This window comes from Streptomyces sp. NPDC102258, assembly GCF_055584685.1.
Genome location: NZ_JBVJLO010000009.1, coordinates 177,142 through 193,947, shown reverse-complemented (window position 1 = coordinate 193,947; position 16,806 = coordinate 177,142). Strand labels below are relative to the sequence as shown.

Below are 16,806 nucleotides of genomic sequence, written 5' to 3'. Positions count from 1 at the left end.
ATCCGATCACCCGATCAGAGGAGACCGTCCCACATCTGCTCCAGCAGCACCGACCACCAGCTCTCCGGAGAGGCCAGCGCCGCCGTGTCGAGGCCCGCCAGATTCGCCTGGAAATCGACGGTCCAGCGGCCCGCCTGCTCCGGCGTCAGATGCTGGCGCAGCCGCCACATGTGACCCAGCATCGCCAGCGAGCGGGCGAACTGCGGCAGGCTGGAGTTGACGAACTGCGGGGGCACGGGCGCCCCTCCCGGTCCGCCCTCCACCGGCACCGCCACGATGTGCGCGGTCCCGTACTGCACGCACAGCGCCTTGCCGAAGTCACTGCCGACCACCAGGTACGAGCCCGCGTCGGACGCCGGCTGCACCTGCCGCTGCGCCGCCAGCTCGGCCAGCGTCGGCACCGGCTGCCCGGGGACCGCCTGCGCCCAGAAGAACGGCCCGAAGTCCACCGGCAGGCCGGCCCACATCAGCGTCTGCGCCACGATCTCCGGCACGCCCTGACGGGACACCGCCCGCTGGTCGAACCGGAACACCCCCTGCGGCCCGAACGCCCCCGCCAGCTCCTGCGCGATGGCCTCCATCGGAATGGCCGGCTGGAGCTGGACCTGCGGCAGCGGCGCGCGCACCGGCGCCGGGCGCGCCGGGCCGTCCGCCACCTGGTGCAGCTCACCCTGATGGGTGAGCAGGTGGCGCATGCCCTGCTGACGTCCTGCGTGGTCGGTCCCGTACGGGGCCACGCTCGTGATCCGCACCTGCGGCCAGGTCTCCCGGATCATCCGGGCGCAGTAACCGCCGGGCAGTTCACAGGAGGCCAGCTCGGTGTGCAGCTCCAGCACCTGCTGCGGCGGCACGTTCATCGCGCGCAGCTCGTACAGGATCTGCCACTCCGGGTGCGGGGTGCCGGGCGCCGAGCGGCGGATGAGCTGCTGCTCGGAACCGTCGGGCGCGCGGTAGCGCAGCACCGCCTGGTAGCCGGGGCCGACCGTGGGCGCGCCGGACGGGACCGGCGGCTGCTGCGGCGCGGCCGGCCGGCCGCCGCCGGGAGCCCCCGGCGGGGGCCCGGCGAGCATCGTCGCGGCATGGTCGATCCCGCCCCCGGGAGCACCGGCGGCGCCGGGAGCACCGGGCGGTCCGGGCGGGGTCGGCGCCCCGGGCGGACCCGGAGTCCGGGGCGGCTGTACGGCACCGGGCCCGGCCAGCACCGTCGCGGCATGGCCGATCCCCCCACCGGGAACGCCGGGAACGCCGGGCGCACCGGGAGCCCCCGGCGGGCCGGGCGGCGCCGGTGCCCCGGGCGGACCGGGCGGCGTCGGCGCGGCGGGGCCGACCAGCATCGTCGCGGCGTGATCGATCCCGCCACCGGGAGCACCGGGCGGACCGGGCGGCGTCGGCGCCCCGGGCGGACCCGGAGGCCGGGGCGGCTGCACGGCACCGGGCCCGGCCAGCATCGTCGCGGCATGGTCGAGGCCCCCGCCGGGTACGCCGGGAGCACCCGGGGCGCCGGGCGGCCCGGGCGGCGTCGGAGCCCCCGGCGGCGGCGTCGGCGGACCGGGCGGCCGGGGCGGCTGCACGGCGGCGGGCCCGGCCAGCATCGTCGCGGCATGCTGCGGCGCGGCACCCGGCACACCCGGAGCCCCGGGCGGCCCCGGCGGCGTCGGAACCCCCGGACCCCCCGGTCCACCCGGTCCACCCGAAGCCCCCGCCCGCGGGCCCTGCGCCCTGCTGGTCGGCGCGTCGGCGATGTCGGCGGCGCCCAGGGCGGGCGCGACCGCCGTCTTCGGCAGCCCGCTGCCGCCCGCCATCAGCGTGGTCTTCGCCTCCGGCGCCACCCCGGGGCGGGACGGCCCCTCCTCCAGGTCCGAGCCGGACAGCGGCGGCGCGAACACCGTCGCGGGCAGCGGCACGCAGACGTCGTCACCGTCGGAGCTCACATCGGTACCCGCCCACGGCGTCGCCCCGGCCGGCACCCCGTCCTCGGCGGTCGGCTCGTACGGGACCTCTCCCCCGCGCCGGGCCGCCACCGGCTCCGCGGCCGGCTCCGCCCGCGGGATCCCCGCCCGGTCCGCCGCCTCCTGGAGCCACTCCGGCGGGCTCAGCATGAAGGAGGTCTGCTCCGAGTCGATGCGCGGCTGCGGCACCGAGGCCTCCGAGGCCGCGGCCGTCGCGGCAGCCCCGTACTCCTCCTCGTAACGCCGGATCACCTCGCCGACCGGCAGCCCCGGCCACAGGGTCACCTCGCCGCTGTCCCGCGCGATGACCAGCCGCTGCCGGCCCCCGCCCGACACCGGTCCGGCGGGCCGGTCCTCGGCCCACACCACGAAGCCCAGCCCGAACTCCCGTACCCGAACCTCGCGGTGCTGGTACGCGGGCACGTCCCCGTTGATCCACTCCTCGGCGCGCTCCTGCGCCTGCGCGAACGTCACCACGCCCCGATCACCCCTCACCCATCGCGGCACCGGCCACCGGAACCGAGCGGGCGAATCCGCCGTCCACCATCAGACCGGCCACCGTCTCCAACTCCGGCGGGTTGCCCGCCAGTCGTTCCAGGAAGGCATCGAAATCGGCACCGCACGGCAGCAACAGCCGCTCCACCCGCTCCTGGACGGACCAGCCGTCCCGGTCGCGGCCGTCGTCGTACGGGGAGAACCAGACCGAGCCGACGCCCTCGCCCTTCACCTTCACCGCGAGCAGCCCGCCCTGGACGAAGGCCACGCACAGGTAGTCCTTCGTCAGATGGTCCCGCAGACACTTGTTGACGTAGACGAGGTCGTTGACCGCCGCCTCCTCGCGCACCGTGAAGAACGGCTGGTCCACCAGCAGCCCCAGCTCCACGAACAGCCCCGCGCCGACCGGCGCGCAGCCGCCCGCCGCCTTCAGGAACGAGCGGTACGCCTCCGGCAGCCGGTAGCCGAGGTCCTCCTCGACGCCCTGCACCTGCTGCTCGGACACCGACACCAGGGACTTGGGCAGCCCCAGGTGCGCCGGACGCGCCTCCTGGAGCGGACGGGTGCCGCGCTTGTCGTGGTCCACGGGAGCCGTCGCCAGACCCGCGTGGTGCCGCAGCAGCGCCTTCACCTCGACCGGCACCAGCTCCATCCGCCGCGACGCGGCCACGTGGTGCCAGGTCCAGCCGTGCGGGGTCGCCACCGGGCCGACCGTGTCCCACAGGTCGTGGCCGGCCGCCCGCATCGCCGCGTTCGCGGACACGATGTCCGTCAGGCGCAGCTCGTCGGCGCCGAAGCCCTCCGGCGGCTCGGCGATCTCCACGGCCGCGCGCGCGTACCGCGAGAAGTCGGGATGCCCGTCCGCGTCCATCCGCACGCCGTGGGGATGGCGGGCGGCCCGGACCGGGTCCGGGAAGTGCACGACCTGCCCCGAGTAAGCGGCGTTGGGTGGCGCGGCCTGCTGCCCGAGCCGACCTGTCGTCATGGCGGTAGCCCCCTGCTGGATCTGGCTGGTTCACCACAGCCTATGTGCTCGGGCAAGGGGGTCGGCCGTCCCCCGGCCACGGGTGCGCGCACCGGGCGGGAACATCCGAATTGATACGAATATTCGACCCCGCTTCCACACCACAGGGGACATTTGACAGGCTGTCCCCGCGACACGGGGGCGTGCGCGACGGCGGCCACCACCGCGGCCACGGGAGGGAAGAAGCGACCATGCAGACGGCGACCACGCACAACCCGGCGGGCCGGGCGGACCACGCGGACCACGTGGACCACCCCGGACCGGCACGGCCGGCGGACACCGGCCCCGCCGGCGACCCCCGCCTGCGCTGGAGCAGCACCGACGGCCCCACCCCGCCGCCCGTGCTGCGCTTCCGCCGCGACGGCATCCTGCCGACCGTCGCCGCCGCCCTCTCCGTCCGCGGCGAGACCCTCACGGGGACCGCGGGCAAAGGGGACCGGCCGCCCGTACTGCACCCCCTCGTCCAGGACTTCCTCGACACCCTCACCAGCGGCCAGCGCGAACGCTTCACCGGGCGCTGCCCCGAGGCCCTCCTGCTCTCCCGCCACCTGGCCGCCGTCGAGGCCGCCCGCAGCCGGCGCGCCTCCCGCAAGCCGCTGACCGCGAGCGAGGCCCGCCGCTCCCTCAAGCACTCCCGCATCACGGCCCGCCGCATCCGCGAGGACGGCGACCCGCTGCACGGCAGCTACGCGCCGCCCTGCCGTTCCTGCGACGCGCTCCTCACCCACTTCGGCGTACGCCCCGTCGACCTCACCCACCCCGAGTAGCAGCCATGACCGCCTCCTCCGCCTCCTACGACCGTTCCTCCGCCACCCGGTTCCCGGGACCGGTGGACTCGGCCCTGCGCACCGCCGGCTGGGAGCCCGGCCGCTGGGACATCAAGCAGGCCGAGTACTGGGCCGGCGCCCTGCGCGACCACACCACCCCCGCCGGGCACCGGCACTCCGTCTTCCCGGCGGCCGTCGAGGCCTGGGCCGAGTTCGGCGGGCTCACGGTGACGGCCCCCGGGCCGGGCCGCCAGATAGCGCCCGCCACCCTGCGCGTCGACCCCCTGTCCGGACTGCACCTGGCCCGCACCTTCGCCGACCTCGGGCGGGCCCTGTCCACGCAGCTCTGCCCGCTCGGCACCGACGCCGACGGCGGCTCCCACCTCGCCATCGACCGCGAGGGCCGGGTCTACGGAATCGACCACACCGGCGACTGGTACCTGGGCGCCAGCCTCGACGAAGCCCTCACCCTCCTCCTCACCGGCCTCCAGCCGGCCCGCCTCACCACAGCCCCCTGACCACCCGGCCCCGCGGGGCCCTCCTAGCCGGCCGACGGCAGCGCGGCGGACGGCAGCACGGCCGACACCTTGAAGCCGCCCTCGTCCGTCGGCCCGGACACGAAGACGCCCCCCAGCGCCAGCACCCGCTCCCGCATGCCGACCAGGCCGTTGCCGCCGCTGGGCAGCCGCAGGGCGGCCTGTTCCACGTCCGCCCCGCAGGGCCCGTTCTGCACCTGCATGGCGATCTCCCCGTCCCGGTGCGCGAGCCGTACGACGACCCGCGCGCCCGGGGCGTGCTTGTGGCAGTTGGTCAGCGCCTCCTGCACCACCCGGTACGCCGTCTGCTCCAGCTCCGCCGGGTAACCGCCGACGCGCTCACCGTCCACCCGCACCTCGACGCTCATCCCGGCCGCCCGCGACTGCCCGACCAACGACTCCAGCCCGTCCAGCGAGGGCCCGTCCTCGAAGCCGCCCGCCGGCCCGGCCACCGCCGCCGCCATCGCCACCGCCGCGACCTCCGCGACCGCCGCCGGCTTCGGCTTCGGCGCCTCGGCCCGCAGCACGCCGAGCATCTCCCGCAGCTCCGTCAGGGCCTGCCGGCCCATGTCCCCGACCAGCGCCGCGTTCCGCGCCGCCTTGGCGGGATCCTTCGCGGCCACCGCCTGGAGCGCCGCCGCGTGCACCACCATCAGCGACACCCGGTGCGCCACCACGTCGTGCATCTCGCGCGCGATCCGCGTGCGCTCCTCCGTACGGGCCCACTCGGCCCGCTCCTCCGCCCGGTCCGCGAGCAGCGACAGCTCCCGCTCCAGCGAGTCCGCGCGTTCGTGCAGGCTCTCCATCAGCCGCCGCCGGGCCCCTATGTACAGGCCGAGCAGGACGGGCGGCACGGTCAGCGCCACCGCCACGAAGGCGGACAGCACCAGGACCAGCGTGGTGTCCCCCTCCAGGTCCCCCCGGGTGCGCAGGTACATCACCACGAAGGTGCCGGCCAGCGACATCGCCGTCAGCGTGGCGGTGATCCGCCGGGGCACCTCGCAGGCGGCCAGCGTGTACAGCCCGACCACCGCGAGCAGGAAGCCCATCGAGGCCGGGGTGACGGCGATCCCGACCAGCACCACGGCGATCGGCCGGCGCCGCCGCAGCAGCAGGACGGCCCCCACCACGACCCCGAACAGCACCCCGGCGGCCACCGGGATCCCCGCCTCGCGGGCGAAGCCCACCCCTTCCACACCGCATTCGGCCGCGGACAGCACGGCCAGCCCCACGTCCAGGAGCGCGGCCCGCCGCCGCTCCCACCACCAGGGCCCGTCACGGCCCGTCCCCTCGCGCTCTTCCCCCGTACCGGTCATGCCGTCCAGCGTACGCAGGCCCCACAGCACGCCGGCGAAGGGATTTCCCGGAAACCACCGGTCATCGCACGTACGACTGAACCGCCCACTCCCCGAGCCTGGATCCCGCATTCGTCCAGGTCTCCGCAAGTTGCGGGCTATACCGTCGCGTCGAGGGCGCATGGTGCGGCATAGTTGGGTCCGCTGGCTTACCGAAGTGATGGAATGTCCGGTTTGCCATCCCCTGTGGTGTAATTGGCAGCACTGAGGCTTTTGGTGCCTTATGTCCGGGTTCGAGTCCTGGCGGGGGAGCATTGCAGATCCGGGTCCCGGCCGTTTCGGCCGGGACCCGCCTTCGTTGGCGGGTGCGGGGCCCCCGCTATCCTTCCTGGGTCCACCCCCGAAGCCGAAGGGCACCCCCGTGAGCGCAACCCGCCCGGCAGCCGTCGTCGTACTCGCAGCGGGTGAAGGCACCCGCATGAAGTCGGCCACTCCCAAGGTCCTGCACGAGATCAGCGGGCGCTCGCTCGTCGGTCACGTCGTCGCCGCCTCCCGCGAGCTGGACCCCGCGCACCTCGTGGTCGTCGTCGGCCACGCGCGCGAGCAGGTCACCGCGCACCTCGCGGCCGTCGACCCCGGCGTGCGCACCGCCGTCCAGTACGAGCAGAACGGCACCGGGCACGCCGTCCGGATGGCCCTCCAGGAGCTCGGCGGCCCAGTCGACGGCACCGTGATCGTGGTCTGCGGCGACACCCCGCTGCTGACGGGGCAGACGCTGGGCGCCCTCGCGGACACCCACGCGGCCGACGGCAACGCCGTCACCGTGCTCACCGCCGAGGTGCCCGACGCCACCGGCTACGGCCGTATCGTGCGCGACGCGGGCGGCGCCGTGACGGCCATCGTCGAGCACAAGGACGCCACCGACGCGCAGCGTGCGATCCGCGAGATCAACTCCGGCGTCTTCGCCTTCGACGGCCGGCTCCTCGCGGAGGCCCTCGGCAAGGTCGACACGGACAACAGCCAGGGCGAGGAGTACCTCACGGACGTGCTCGGCATCCTGCGCGCCGCGGGCCACCGCGTCGGCGCGGCGGTCGGGCCGGACCACCGCGAGGTCCTCGGGATCAACAACCGGGTGCAGCTGGCCGAGGCCCGCGCCCTGCTGAACGCGCGTCTGCTGGAGCGGGCGATGCTCGCGGGCGTGACGGTCGTGGACCCGGCGAGCACCTTCGTGGACGTGACGGTGACCTTCGGGCAGGACGCCCTGGTCCACCCGGGCACGCAGCTGCTGGGCGCCACCCACGTCGCCGAGGGGGCCGAGGTCGGCCCGAACACCCGGCTGAAGGACACCCGCGTGGGCGCGGGCGCCCGCGTGGACAACACGGTGGCGGACGGCGCGGTGATCGGCGAGCAGGCCAGCGTCGGCCCGTTCGCGTACCTGCGGCCCGGCACGAACCTCGGTCTGAAGGCGAAGGCCGGTACGTACGTCGAGATGAAGAACGCGACGATCGGCGAGGGCACGAAGGTGCCGCACCTGTCGTACGTGGGTGACGCGACGATCGGTGACTTCACGAACATCGGCGCGGCCAGTGTCTTCGTGAACTACGACGGCGAGCACAAGCACCACACGACCGTCGGCTCACACTGCAAGACGGGTTCGGACAACATGTTTGTGGCGCCCATCACGATCGGGGACGGCGCCTACACCGCCGCGGGCTCGGTCATCACGAAGGACGTGCCGCCCGGCGCCCTGGCCGTGGCCCGGGGCCAGCAGCGGAATATCGAGGGCTGGGTGGCCCGCAAGCGTCCCGGCAGCGCCGCCGCGACGGCGGCGCAGTCGTCGGCGGAGGGGGACTCCGGCCGCCCCTGAGGTGAACTGACCGGAAACGGGGACGCCCTGGACGGCGTACCGTGATAGTGCACGCAATTCGGCTGGCTCACCGTGTGCGGGACGGACGCACACGGGGGCGAGCAGCTTTTCACACGTCTGAGGAGACAGTGCTGTGACCGGGATCAAGACGACCGGCGAGAAGAAGCTGATGCTCTTCTCCGGCCGCGCCCACCCCGAGCTGGCCGAGGAGGTCGCGCACCAGCTGGGAGTCAGCCTCGTGCCGACCAAGGCTTTCGACTTCGCGAACGGTGAGATCTACGTCCGCTTCCAGGAGTCGGCCCGTGGCGCGGACTGCTTCCTGATCCAGAGCCACACGGCTCCGATCAACAAGTGGATCATGGAGCAGCTGATCATGATCGACGCGCTGAAGCGCGCGTCGGCACGCTCCATCACCGTGATCATCCCGTCCTACGGCTACGCCCGTCAGGACAAGAAGCACAAGGGCCGCGAGCCGATCTCGGCGCGTCTGGTCGCCGACCTGCTGAAGACCGCGGGTGCCGACCGCATCCTCACGGTCGACCTGCACACCGACCAGATCCAGGGCTTCTTCGACGGCCCGGTCGACCACCTCTCCGCCCTGTCGGTCCTCGCGGACTACGTCGGCGCCAAGGTGGACCGCACCAAGCTGACGATCGTCTCCCCGGACGCCGGCCGCGTACGCGTCGCCGACCGCTGGTGCGACCGTCTCGACGCGCCGCTGGCCATCGTGCACAAGCGCCGTGACAAGGACGTCGCCAACCAGGTGACCGTCCACGAGGTCGTCGGTGAGGTCAAGGGCCGCGTCTGCGTCCTGGTCGACGACATGATCGACACCGGCGGCACCATCTGCGCCGCGGCCGACGCGCTCTTCGCGCACGGCGCCGAGGACGTCATCGTCACCGCCACGCACGGCATCCTGTCGGGCCCGGCCGCCGACCGCCTGAAGAACTCGAAGGTCAGCGAGTTCGTGTTCACGAACACCCTCCCGGACCCCTCGGACCTGGAGCTCGACAAGATCACGGTGCTGTCGATCGCCCCGATGGTCGCGCGCGCGGTGCGCGAGGTCTTCGAGGACGGCTCGGTCACCAGCCTCTTCGAGGAGCAGCAGTAACCGCTGCGCCGTAGATCCTTTTTGGTACGGCCTCCCTCCCCGGGTACACTCCATGAGTTGCTCGGCGAGGGAGGCCGTGCCCGTTTTTTTCCGGGTCCGGACGCTCCGTTATCGACGCGCTCTTCGTAGCAGGCCGTTCCGGCCGGGTGACCGTCGTCCCATTTCCGTCACCCCACGAGGAGTGAGCATGTCCGAGGTCAAGCTTTCCGCCAAGATCCGTGACACCTTCGGCAAGGGCTCCGCCCGCCAGGCCCGTCGCGACGCCCTGACCCCCGGTGTCATCTACGGCCACGGCACCGAGCCGAAGCACGTGAACGTCGACGCCCACGCCCTCCAGCTGGCGCTGCGCACCCCGAACGTCCTGCTCTCCCTGGACCTCGGCGACGCCGGCACCGAGCTGGTCATCCCGAAGGCCGTGCAGAAGCACCCGCTGAAGCGCTCGATCTCCCACGTCGACTTCCTGATCGTCAAGAAGGGCGAGAAGGTCACCGTCGACGTCGCGATCGTCACCGAGGGCGAGCTGGCCGCCGGCGGCAACATGCTGGAGACCCTCCAGAACACCATCTCCGTCGAGGCCGAGGCCACCCACATCCCGACCGAGGTCACCGTCTCCATCGCGGGCCTCGAGGCCGGCGCCACCATCCACGCCAAGGACCTGGTCCTGCCGACCGGCACCACGCTGGCCGTCGACGGTGACATCGCCGTCCTCCAGGTCGTCGCCCCGCAGGCCGAGGAGCCGGCCGCCGACGCCGAGGGCACCGAGGCCTGAGCCTCGCCCCACCCCCTCAGCAGTTGCTGACCGACCGCCGTCCGGCTCCACTGGAGCGGGACGGCGGTCGTCTTCGTTCCAGGCACTTAAGGAGCTTTTGATGTCGGACGACGCGGCGCCCTGGCTGATCGTCGGTCTCGGGAACCCCGGACCGGAGTACGCCGGCAACCGCCACAACATCGGCTTCATGGTGGCCGACCTGCTGGCCGAGCGGATCGGCGGCAAGTTCAAGGCGCACAAGGCCCGCGCCCAGGTCGTCGAGGGCCGCTTGGGGCCGCCCGGCCCGGCGAACCGGCGCGTGGTGCTGGCCAAACCCATGTCGTTCATGAACCTGTCGGGCGGTCCCGTGACGGCGCTGCGCGACTTCTACAAGGTGCCGCTGGAGCGGATCGTCGCCGTCCACGACGAGCTGGACATCGACTACCCGACGCTGCGCCTGAAGCTGGGCGGCGGGGACAACGGGCACAACGGCCTGAAGTCGATGACGAAGGCGATGGGCCCGGACTACCACCGGGTGCGCTGCGGCATCGGGCGCCCGCCGGGCCGCATGCAGGTCGCGGACTTCGTCCTGAAGGACTTCTCCTCCACCGAGCGCAAGGAGCTGGACTGGTTCGTGGACCGGTCCGCGGACGCCGTGGAGTGCCTGGTCCAGGAGGGCCTGGAGCGGGCGCAGTCGACGTACAACTCGTAGGGCGTACGGGAAGGCCCCCGCCACCGGAGGGATCCGGTGGCGGGGGCCTTCTCGCACGCGGGACGGGTCAGCCGGTGTTGCGCAGGCCGGCGGCCACGCCGTTGACGGTGAGCAGCAGGGCCCGTGCCAGCAGCGGGTCCGGTTCCTCGCCGCGGGCGGCGGCGGCGCGCTGGCGGGCCAGCAGGGAGACCTGGAGGTAGGAGATCGGGTCCAGGTAGGCGTCGCGGACGCCGAAGGTCTGCTGGAGGACCGGGTTGGAGTCCAGCAGCTTCGTCCCGCCGGTGATCCGCAGGACTTCGCGGACGGTGAGCTCGTGTTCGGCCTCGATGCGGGCGAAGACGTGCTTGAGGTCGTCGGGCACGAGGGTGTCGACGTAGTGGCGGGCGATCCGCAGGTCGGTCTTGGCCAGCGTCATCTCGACGTTGGACAGGAAGTTGCGGAAGAAGTGCCAGCGCTCGCCCATCTCGGCGAGGGCCTGGTCCTGGCCGGCCTCGCGCAGGGCCTTCAGGCCCGAGCCGACGCCGTACCAGCCGGGGACGATCTGGCGGGACTGGGTCCAGCCGAACACCCACGGGATGGCCCGCAGCCCGTCGAGGCCGGCGCCGGAGTCGGGGCGGCGCGAGGGGCGCGAGCCCAGGTGCAGGTCGGCGAGCTGGTCGACGGGGGTGGCGGCGAAGAAGTACGCGGGCAGGTCCGGGTCTTCGACCAGCGCCCGGTAGGCGGCGTGCGCGGCGTCGGAGACGATGTCCATGGCCGCGTCCCAGCGGGCCAGGTCGTCGTCGGACTGGCGGGGCGCGGTGTGCAGGGCGGAGGCCTGGAGGGTGGCCGCGACGGTCAGCTCCAGGTTCTCGCGGGCCAGCGAGGGGACGAGGTACTTGTCGGAGATGACCTCGCCCTGCTCGGTGACCTTGATCTCGCCCTCCAGGGTGCCCCAGGGCTGGGCGAGGATCGCGTCGTGCGAGGGGCCGCCGCCGCGGCCGACGGTGCCGCCGCGGCCGTGGAAGAGGCGCAGGCGCACCCCGTAGCGGTGGGCGACGTCGCGCAGCCGGCGCTGGGCGCGGTGGATCTCCCACTGGCTGGTGGTGATGCCGCCGAACTTGGAGGAGTCGGAGTAGCCGAGCATGACCTCCTGGACGTCGCCGCGCAGGGAGACGAGGCGCCGGTAGGAGGGGTCGGCAAGCATCTCGTCGAGGATGACGTCGGCGGCGCGCAGCTCGTCGGTGGTCTCCAGCAGCGGCACGATGCCGATCTTGGCCCAGCCGCCGTGCAGGTCGAGCAGGCCCGCTTCGCGGGCGAGGACGGCGGCGGCGAAGACGTCGTCGGCGCCCTGGCACATCGAGATGATGTACGACTCGATGACCTCGGGGCCGAACTTCTCGAACGCGTCCTTGATGGCGGAGAAGACGCCGAGGGTCTTCTGGCCGGCCGCGTCGAGGGGGGCCGGGGTGGGGGCCAGCGGCCGGCGGGAGCGCAGCTCCTTGGCGAGGAGCTTCTGCCGGTAGTCGCGGGGCATGTCGGCGTAGCGCCAGGACTCCTCGCCGAGGCGGTCGAAGAGCTGGCCCAGCGCGTGGTGGTGGGCGTCCGCGTGTTCGCGTACGTCCATGGTGGCGAGCTGGAGGCCGAAGGCGGCCAGGGTGCGGATGGTGCGGTCCATGCGGCCGTCGGCGAAGAGCGCGCCGCGGTGTTCGCGCAGGGAGGTCTGGATGAGGGTGAGGTCGGCGAGCAGTTCGGCGGTGCCGAGGTAGTCGCGGCCCTCTTCGTGGGCGGTGCCCTTGGCGAGGCGCTCGCGGGTGTTGACGAGCTTCTGGCGCACGCACGTGGCCTTGAGGCGGTACGGCTCCTCGGCGTTGAGGCGCTTGTAGCGGGGGCTGATCTCGGGGAGGCGCTCCAGGTCGGCCTGGAGGGAGGTGAGGAGCTCCTCGGTGGCGCCGGTGTAGCGGATCGAGTTCGACAGCAGGCCGCGCAGGAAGTCGACGAGTTCGAGGGCGTCGGTGATGCCGTGCTCGTGCTGGAGGATCAGGACGTCGCGGGTGACGTCCGGGGTGACGTTGGGGTTGCCGTCGCGGTCGCCGCCGATCCAGGTGCCGAAGGTCAGCGGCCGGGTGCCGGCGGGGATCTCGACGCCGACGCGCTGGAGCTCGGCGGCGAGGTCCTCCAGGACGTCGCCGACGGCGCCGGCGTGCAGCTCGTCGAGGTAGTAGATGGCGTTGCGGGCCTCGTCGGCGGGCTCGGGGCGCACCACGCGCAGCTCGTCGGTCTGCCAGACGAGGTCGATGTTCTCGGCGAGGCGCAGGTCGTGGCGGCGGCGGTCGCCGGCGCCGGCGACGGGCTCCTCCAGGAGCGCGGCGATGCGGCGCAGCTTGTTCAGGACGCTGCGGCGGGCCGCCTCGGTGGGGTGCGCGGTGAAGACGGGCCGCACGTTGAGGTTCCTGACCGTCTCGCGCAGGTGCTCGGGGTCGGCGTCCTTCAGCATGTCGGCGGTACGGGCGAGGAGGCCGCCCTCGGCGGCGCGGTGGGCGCGCAGCTCCTTGCCGCGGTGCACCTGTTCGGTGACGTTGGCGAGGTGGAAGTAGGTGGAGAAGGCGCGCACCAGCTTGGCGGCGGTCTCCAGGTCGGTGTCGCCGAGGAGGGCCGCGGCGGCCTCGCCGTCGGTGCGGGTGAGGGCGCGTACGCGTTCGACGAGGTCGAGGAGGTCCTGGCCCTCCTGGCGTACGAGGGTCTCCCCGAGGAGGTCGCCGAGGCGGCGGATGTCGGCGCGCAGCTCCGCGTTCGCCGTTTCCGCCGAAGTCACGGTGGTGGGGGTGACGGGGGCCTGGGCGGCCTGGTCAGCACTGCTCACAGGTGCGGCTCCTTGCAGTGTTCGAGCGCTACTGGGCTGTGGGCTTCCCGGGACGCGTGCGGCGGCGGTGCCGCCGGGGCGCAGCCGGGCTGCCCGTGCGGACCGCGCTGTCCGACGACACCAGGATAGGTGGCGCGTCCTCGTGCCCGGGCAGGGCGCCCACGGGGTGGACGCCCTGGTCGCGGCGGGTGGGTGACGGGGGCGTCCGGAGAGTGTGGCCTCGGGGCGTGCTCCCCTTGCCCCGTCGTTCACCTTTGCCATACTTACGATGCCGTAGGTTACGGAGCCGTAGGGTCTGCGACTCCGCACCCGCCGACTTCTCACCCCCCAGGGGAACCCCATGACCAACGGTCCCGATCTGATCGAGGACGCCGCGACGTCCTCCCCACGTTCGAGTGAGGCCGCGCCGTCCGCGACGCGCGGCGGTGAGCAGAAGCGGTCGGTGGAACAGATCGCGCTGCTGCTCTTCATCACGGTGCCCTTCGTGGCGCTGCTGGCGGCGGTGCCGCTGGTCTGGGGCTGGGGGGTGAGCTGGCTGGACCTCGGCCTGATGGTGTTCATGTACTTCCTGGCCTGCCACGGCATCACCATCGGCTTCCACCGCTACTTCACGCACGGTTCGTTCAAGGCCAAGCGGCCGCTGCGCATCGCGCTCGCGGTCATGGGCTCGATGGCGGTGGAGGGGCCGCTGGTGCGCTGGGTGGCCGACCACCGCAAGCACCACAAGTACTCCGACCACGAGGGCGACCCGCATTCGCCGTGGCGGTTCGGCGAGACGCTGCCGGCGCTGATGAAGGGCCTGTGGTGGGCGCACATCGGCTGGCTGTTCGACGAGGAGCAGACCGACCAGCAGAAGTACGCCCCGGACCTGATCAAGGACCCGGCGCTCCGGCGGGTCTCCCGGGACTTCGTGTGGTGGACGCTCGTCTCGCTGGCGATCCCGCCGCTGGTGGGCGGCCTGGTGACGATGTCCTGGTGGGGCGCGTTCACGGCGTTCTTCTGGGGTTCGCTGATCCGCGTGGCGCTGCTGCACCACGTGACCTGGTCGATCAACTCCATCTGCCACGCTGTGGGCAAGCGGCCGTTCAGGTCCCGGGACCGCAGCGGCAACGTGTGGTGGCTGGCGGTGCTGTCGTGCGGGGAGTCCTGGCACAACCTGCACCACGCCGACCCGACGTCGGCCCGGCACGGCGTCCTGCGCGGCCAGGTGGACTCCAGCGCCCGCCTGATCCGCTGGTTCGAGCAGCTCGGCTGGGCCACGGACGTGCGCTGGCCGTCGGCGGACCGCATCGACGCCCGGCGCAAGGAAGAGCCGTCGAACGCGGCATGATGGGGGACGTGGCGATCGACGGCAGCAGTTCCAGCAGTGACAAGCCCCGGCGAGGCCGCCGGGTCCGGATGACGGGCGCCGAACGGCGTCAGCAGCTGCTGGACATCGGCCGCGCCCTCTTCGCGGAGAAGGGTTTCGAGGGCACCTCGGTGGAGGAGATCGCGGCGAAGGCCGGGGTGTCCAAGCCGGTGGTCTACGAGCACTTCGGCGGCAAGGAGGGCCTGTACGCGGTGGTCGTGGACCGTGAGATGCGCCAGCTGCTGGAGGGGGTGACGGGCGCGCTGACGGCCGGGCACCCGCGGGAGCTGCTGGAGCAGGCGGCGTTCGCGCTGCTCGACTACATCGAGAGCTATACGGACGGCTTCCGGATCCTGGTGCGCGACTCCCCCGTCGCCCAGTCGACGGGTACGTTCGCCTCGCTGATCAGCGACATCGCCACGCAGGTGGAGGACATCCTGGGCCTGGAGTTCAAGGCCCGCGGCTTCGACCCGAAGCTGGCGCCGCTGTACGCGCAGGCGCTGGTCGGGATGGTGGCGCTGACGGGCCAGTGGTGGCTGGAGACGCGCCGGCCGAAGAAGGCGGAGGTCGCGGCGCACCTGGTGAACCTGGCCTGGCACGGGCTGGAGAACCTGGAGGCCAGGCCCCGGCTGGTGGGCCACCGCAGGAGCTGAGGACGTACGCGCGCACCCCCGCGCGGCGTCGGCGCCCCGGCCCCGGGATCCCCGGGGGCGGGGCGCCGTCGTGTGCTCGGGGTTCAGGCCTGCGGGGCGTGGGGTTCCAGGAACTCCAGCCGGTTGCCGACGGGGTCCGCGGAGTAGAAGCGGCGGTGGCCCGGCAGGCCGTCGTCCCAGACGACCTCGGCCCCGCCGGCGCGCAGCCGGCCGGCGTAGGCCTCGATGCCCGTCACCCGCAGCCCGGGGTGGGCCTTGCGGGCGGGCCGGAAGTCCTCCTCGATGCCGAGGTGCAGCCGGACGTCCCCGGCGGCGAACCAGCAGCCGCCGCGCGCGGCGAGGGCGGCGGGCTTGGGGACCTCCGTCATGCCGAGCACGTCCCGGTAGTAGGCGCGCAGCGCGTCCTCGGAGCCGGGCGGCGCGGCGAGCTGGACGTGGTCGAGGGCGCTCAGCACGCTCAGGCCTCCTTGCGGGCGACGGCGAAGACGCGGCGGAACGGGAAGACGGTGCCGCGCGGTCCGGCCGGGTAGGCCTCGCGCAGCGCCTCGCGGTATTCGGCGAGGAAGCCCTCGGCGGCCTCCCGGTCGTCGCCGAGCGCGGTGAGGACGGGCCGCAGGGCGGTGCCCTTGACCCAGTCGAGGACGGGGTCGGGTCCCTGGAGCAGCTGGTGGTAGGTGGTCTCCCAGACGTCGGCGGCGCAGCCGAGTCCGGTGAGGCGGTCGAGGTACTCGGCGGGTTCGAGGACGTGCACGTAGCGGGCGCCGTGGCCGCCGAGGCGCTCCCGCCACCGGGGGGTGTCGCAGAGCTCGGCGAGCAGGCGGTGGCTGGGGGCGGTGAAGTTGCCGGGGATCTGGAAGGCGAAGGTGCCGCCGGGGCGCAGGCCGTTGATCCAGCGGGCGAAGGAGCCCGCGTGGCCGGGCACCCACTGGAGGGCGGCGTTGGAGACGATCAGGTCGTACGTCTCCTCGGGCGTCCAGTGCGCGAGGTCGCCGTGGCGGAAGTCGAGGGCGCCGCCGCCCGGGGTGGGTCCGGCGTATTCGGCCTCGGCGCGGCGCAGCATCTCCGGGGACAGGTCGTAGCCGGTGACGCGGGCGTCGGGCCAGCGGTCGGTGAGCAGCGCGGTGACGTTGCCGGGCCCGCAGCCGAGGTCCGCGACGCGGGCGGGGGCGGTGGGCGGCTCCGGTATGCGGCCCAGCAGATCGAGGAACGGGCGGGCCCGGTGCCCGGCGTGGCGGAGGTACTGCTGGGGATCCCAGACGGGCGCCGGGGCCGAGGGGCCGCCGGGCGCGGGGCCGTCGGCGGCGTCGGCGGCCTCGTCGGGTGCGGCGCCGGCCGCGCCGGATCGCGCCGCCGGAGCGGTGTCGGAATGCATGTTCGAGCCTCCCTGCTCATGGGACGGTCGGAAGCGGAAGCCGCCCTGACGGCCCCTCTCTGCCCCATGCTCCGCCCGATTATCTCTCGA

At 73.3% G+C, this 16,806-nt stretch carries 14 protein-coding genes and 1 tRNA gene; 9 read left to right on the top strand and 6 right to left on the bottom strand.

Features of this window, described 5'->3' with window-relative positions:
* Positions 1-14 precede the first annotated feature (14 nt).
* Positions 15-2,426, bottom strand: coding sequence for an SUKH-4 family immunity protein (locus ACZ6ZT_RS17705; RefSeq protein WP_469720075.1), 2,412 nt, complete (start codon positions 2,424-2,426; stop codon positions 15-17).
* 7 nt (positions 2,427-2,433) lie between these two features.
* On the bottom strand, positions 2,434-3,429 hold the full coding sequence (locus ACZ6ZT_RS17700; protein ID WP_469720074.1) for an SMI1/KNR4 family protein: 996 nt from the start codon (positions 3,427-3,429) through the stop codon (positions 2,434-2,436).
* Positions 3,430-3,659: 230 nt separating this feature from the next.
* On the opposite strand from ACZ6ZT_RS17700, the gene ACZ6ZT_RS17695 reads away from it, so the two are divergent.
* Positions 3,660-4,235 (top strand): YwqJ-related putative deaminase, encoded by a 576-nt coding sequence (locus ACZ6ZT_RS17695; protein WP_469720073.1) that lies wholly within the window; start codon positions 3,660-3,662, stop codon positions 4,233-4,235.
* Positions 4,236-4,240: 5 nt separating this feature from the next.
* The gene (locus ACZ6ZT_RS17690) at positions 4,241-4,753 is read left to right on the top strand and encodes an SUKH-3 domain-containing protein (RefSeq protein ID WP_469720072.1); all 513 of its coding nucleotides are present in this window, start codon (positions 4,241-4,243) and stop codon (positions 4,751-4,753) included.
* 23 nt (positions 4,754-4,776) lie between these two features.
* On the opposite strand, the gene ACZ6ZT_RS17685 is transcribed toward ACZ6ZT_RS17690, so the two are convergent.
* On the bottom strand, positions 4,777-6,087 hold the full coding sequence (locus ACZ6ZT_RS17685; protein WP_469720071.1) for a sensor histidine kinase: 1,311 nt from the start codon (positions 6,085-6,087) through the stop codon (positions 4,777-4,779).
* Between the two features lie 219 nt (positions 6,088-6,306).
* Here ACZ6ZT_RS17685 and ACZ6ZT_RS17680 point away from each other — a divergent pair.
* The 5 genes from ACZ6ZT_RS17680 to pth all read left to right on the top strand — a co-directional run bounded on the left by ACZ6ZT_RS17680 (position 6,307) and on the right by pth (position 10,504).
* A tRNA-Gln gene (locus ACZ6ZT_RS17680) sits at positions 6,307-6,378 on the top strand.
* A 109-nt stretch (positions 6,379-6,487) separates the two neighbouring features.
* Entirely contained in the window at positions 6,488-7,933 is a 1,446-nt protein-coding gene (gene glmU, locus ACZ6ZT_RS17675) for a bifunctional UDP-N-acetylglucosamine diphosphorylase/glucosamine-1-phosphate N-acetyltransferase GlmU (RefSeq protein WP_469720070.1), read from the top strand.
* A 133-nt stretch (positions 7,934-8,066) separates the two neighbouring features.
* Positions 8,067-9,044 (top strand): ribose-phosphate diphosphokinase, encoded by a 978-nt coding sequence (locus ACZ6ZT_RS17670; protein ID WP_469720069.1) that lies wholly within the window; start codon positions 8,067-8,069, stop codon positions 9,042-9,044.
* Between the two features lie 187 nt (positions 9,045-9,231).
* Positions 9,232-9,813, top strand: a complete 582-nt coding sequence (locus tag ACZ6ZT_RS17665) for a 50S ribosomal protein L25/general stress protein Ctc (RefSeq protein ID WP_469720068.1) — start codon at positions 9,232-9,234, stop codon at positions 9,811-9,813.
* Between the two features lie 100 nt (positions 9,814-9,913).
* Positions 9,914-10,504: an aminoacyl-tRNA hydrolase gene (pth, locus tag ACZ6ZT_RS17660; RefSeq protein WP_469720067.1), complete on the top strand. Its 591-nt coding sequence runs from the start codon at positions 9,914-9,916 to the stop codon at positions 10,502-10,504.
* Positions 10,505-10,571: 67 nt separating this feature from the next.
* On the opposite strand, the gene ppc is transcribed toward pth, so the two are convergent.
* Positions 10,572-13,343: a phosphoenolpyruvate carboxylase gene (gene ppc / locus ACZ6ZT_RS17655; protein ID WP_469720066.1), complete on the bottom strand. Its 2,772-nt coding sequence runs from the start codon at positions 13,341-13,343 to the stop codon at positions 10,572-10,574.
* Between the two features lie 340 nt (positions 13,344-13,683).
* Between ppc and ACZ6ZT_RS17650 the strand changes: the two genes are divergently transcribed.
* Together ACZ6ZT_RS17650 and ACZ6ZT_RS17645 are read left to right on the top strand one after the other, a co-directional pair.
* Positions 13,684-14,673: an acyl-CoA desaturase gene (locus ACZ6ZT_RS17650; RefSeq protein ID WP_469720065.1), complete on the top strand. Its 990-nt coding sequence runs from the start codon at positions 13,684-13,686 to the stop codon at positions 14,671-14,673.
* Positions 14,670-15,344, top strand: coding sequence for a TetR family transcriptional regulator (locus tag ACZ6ZT_RS17645; protein ID WP_469720064.1), 675 nt, complete (start codon positions 14,670-14,672; stop codon positions 15,342-15,344). The genes ACZ6ZT_RS17650 and ACZ6ZT_RS17645 overlap by 4 nt, the downstream gene beginning before the upstream one ends.
* Positions 15,345-15,427: 83 nt before the next feature.
* On the opposite strand, the gene ACZ6ZT_RS17640 is transcribed toward ACZ6ZT_RS17645, so the two are convergent.
* Both ACZ6ZT_RS17640 and ACZ6ZT_RS17635 read right to left on the bottom strand, forming a co-directional pair.
* A complete protein-coding gene (locus tag ACZ6ZT_RS17640; RefSeq protein ID WP_469720063.1) occupies positions 15,428-15,799 on the bottom strand; it encodes a VOC family protein in 372 nt (123 codons plus the stop codon).
* A 2-nt stretch (positions 15,800-15,801) separates the two neighbouring features.
* Complete coding sequence (locus ACZ6ZT_RS17635) at positions 15,802-16,716, bottom strand: trans-aconitate 2-methyltransferase (RefSeq protein ID WP_469720062.1); 915 nt, start codon at positions 16,714-16,716, stop codon at positions 15,802-15,804.
* Positions 16,717-16,806: the final 90 nt, after the last annotated feature.

What these genes read in the sequence shown, in the direction of transcription:
- ACZ6ZT_RS17650 (WP_469720065.1), top strand. Translation starts at nt 13,684, where the DNA reads ATGACCAACGGTCCCGATCTGATCGAGGACGCCGCGACGTCCTCCCCA.
- pth (WP_469720067.1), top strand. Translation starts at nt 9,914, where the DNA reads ATGTCGGACGACGCGGCGCCCTGGCTGATCGTCGGTCTCGGGAACCCC.
- ACZ6ZT_RS17695 (WP_469720073.1), top strand. Translation starts at nt 3,660, where the DNA reads ATGCAGACGGCGACCACGCACAACCCGGCGGGCCGGGCGGACCACGCG.
- ACZ6ZT_RS17645 (WP_469720064.1), top strand. Translation starts at nt 14,670, where the DNA reads ATGATGGGGGACGTGGCGATCGACGGCAGCAGTTCCAGCAGTGACAAG.
- ACZ6ZT_RS17690 (WP_469720072.1), top strand. Translation starts at nt 4,241, where the DNA reads ATGACCGCCTCCTCCGCCTCCTACGACCGTTCCTCCGCCACCCGGTTC.
- ACZ6ZT_RS17635 (WP_469720062.1), bottom strand. Translation starts at nt 16,716, where the DNA reads ATGCATTCCGACACCGCTCCGGCGGCGCGATCCGGCGCGGCCGGCGCC.
- ACZ6ZT_RS17665 (WP_469720068.1), top strand. Translation starts at nt 9,232, where the DNA reads ATGTCCGAGGTCAAGCTTTCCGCCAAGATCCGTGACACCTTCGGCAAG.
- ACZ6ZT_RS17685 (WP_469720071.1), bottom strand. Translation starts at nt 6,087, where the DNA reads ATGACCGGTACGGGGGAAGAGCGCGAGGGGACGGGCCGTGACGGGCCC.
- ACZ6ZT_RS17700 (WP_469720074.1), bottom strand. Translation starts at nt 3,429, where the DNA reads ATGACGACAGGTCGGCTCGGGCAGCAGGCCGCGCCACCCAACGCCGCT.